Source organism: Streptomyces sp. NPDC059524, assembly GCF_042749255.1.
GTDB lineage: Bacteria > Actinomycetota > Actinomycetes > Streptomycetales > Streptomycetaceae > Streptomyces > Streptomyces xanthii.
Window position 1 is genome coordinate 1 of the sequence record NZ_JBHYTK010000300.1, and the last position, 1,639, is coordinate 1,639.

The following is a 1,639-nucleotide window of genomic DNA, read 5'->3' on the forward strand; positions in this document are numbered from 1 at the left end:
GCCTGAAATGCATGCCCTTCGGGCGCATTTCCCCGATAGAGGCTGAGCGGCGAAGCCGCTCGCCTCTAGGGGCGCGGGGAACTGCGCGACCAGCCCCCACCGGACCCGCGCCCGGCGACGAACGGGAACTCACCACCCCAGATGCCGCACCTGGTCCCAGACCACCGGGTCCACCAGTCCCGCCCGGCGCCGGAACGCCGAGAACCCCACCTCGCGGAGCTCGTCCGTCTCCAGGAAGCTGGCCCGGCCCCCCGCATCGCCCACCGACCCCGGCGGCAACGCGATCACCCCCGGCCGCTCGTCGTGGTACTTGCTCGTGATCTTCGCGACCAGCGCCACGCTCCCGCGCACCCCGAGCACCAGACACGGCCGGTCCTTGCCCCCGGGCCCGTCCTCGTAGGGCACCCGTGCCCACCAGATCTCCCCGGGCTGCGGCCCCCCGGCCCGCCGCCCGCGCGGCACCCGGGTCCGGCGGCGCTCCGTCGTCCCCCGCCGCCCCCACCCGTCGACCAGCGTCGCCACGAGCGCGAGCAGCACGACGGCAGCGAGCGCGAGCCACCAGGACGTGTCCATAGCCCCGACGGTACCGGTGGGCCGCCGGGGGCGCGCCATCGGCGCCGACACGCCCTGAGGCCCCCCGAACCGGTGACAGCACAGGTGAGTTCCCCCACAACAGCCCGTGACGGAGGAGCCACTCGCCCTTTTGCGCCTTACGCTCGACGGACCTCATCGGGCTCCACCCCATGTGGCTCCACCCCGCATTCCGACCGCCAGCGCGGAGGTTCCGGCTCTCATGAAGCTCACCGTCGTCGGCTGCTCGGGGTCGTTCCCGTCCGCGGATTCGGCCTGTTCGAGCTACCTCGTCGAGGCCGACGGCTTCCGGCTGCTCCTCGACATGGGCAATGGCGCCCTGGGCGAGCTGCAGCGTCACTGTGGTCTCTACGACCTGGACGCGATCTTCCTCAGCCATCTGCACGCGGACCACTGCATCGACATGTGCGCGTACTTCGTCGTCCGCTACTACCGCCACGAAGGCGGCCGCTGCGCGCCCATGCCCGTCTACGGGCCCGAGGGCACCGAGGAGCGCCTGACCACCGCGCACGCCGACGCCCCGTCGGCCTCCGCGTTCAGCGAGGTCTTCGACTTCCAGACGGTGAAGTCGGGCTCGTACCGGATCGGGCCCTTCTCGGTGCGGATGGAGAAGGTCTGCCACCCCGTCGAGTCCTACGCGATCCGCGTCGAGCACGAGGGCCGCTCGCTCACGTACTCCGGGGACACCGGCCCCTGCGAGGCGCTGGAGGAACTGGCGGAGGGCACGGACCTGTTCCTGTGCGAGGCCGCGTTCACGCACGGCAAGGAGAACATCCCGGCGCTGCACCTCAACGGCCGCGAGGCGGGGGAGGCGGCGCGCCGGGCGGGCGCCGGCAAGCTGGTCCTGACGCACATCCCGCCGTGGACGGACCCGCAGGTGAACCTGGCGGACGCCCGGGACGTGTACTCCGGCCCCGTCGAACTGGCGGCGCCCGGGGTCTCGTACGAGATCTGACGCACGGGCGGCAACGCCCGACAGGGCCCCCGGCCGCCCCGTGCGGGCGGGGGGGGGGGGTGTGGGCCGGGCGGCGGCGCCCCCGCAGAAAGT

General features: G+C 73.1%; 2 protein-coding genes. One reads left to right on the forward strand and one right to left on the reverse strand.

Features of this window, described 5'->3' with window-relative positions; genetic code table 11:
• Positions 1-129: 129 nt before the first annotated feature.
• On the reverse strand, positions 130-573 hold the full coding sequence (locus ACFW9D_RS38275) for a type II toxin-antitoxin system PemK/MazF family toxin (protein WP_188338651.1): 444 nt from the start codon (positions 571-573) through the stop codon (positions 130-132).
• Between the two features lie 220 nt (positions 574-793).
• Here ACFW9D_RS38275 and ACFW9D_RS38280 point away from each other — a divergent pair, with 220 nt between their 5' ends.
• Complete coding sequence (locus tag ACFW9D_RS38280; protein WP_188338652.1) at positions 794-1,546, forward strand: MBL fold metallo-hydrolase; 753 nt, start codon at positions 794-796, stop codon at positions 1,544-1,546.
• The last annotated feature ends 93 nt before the right edge of the window (positions 1,547-1,639 follow it).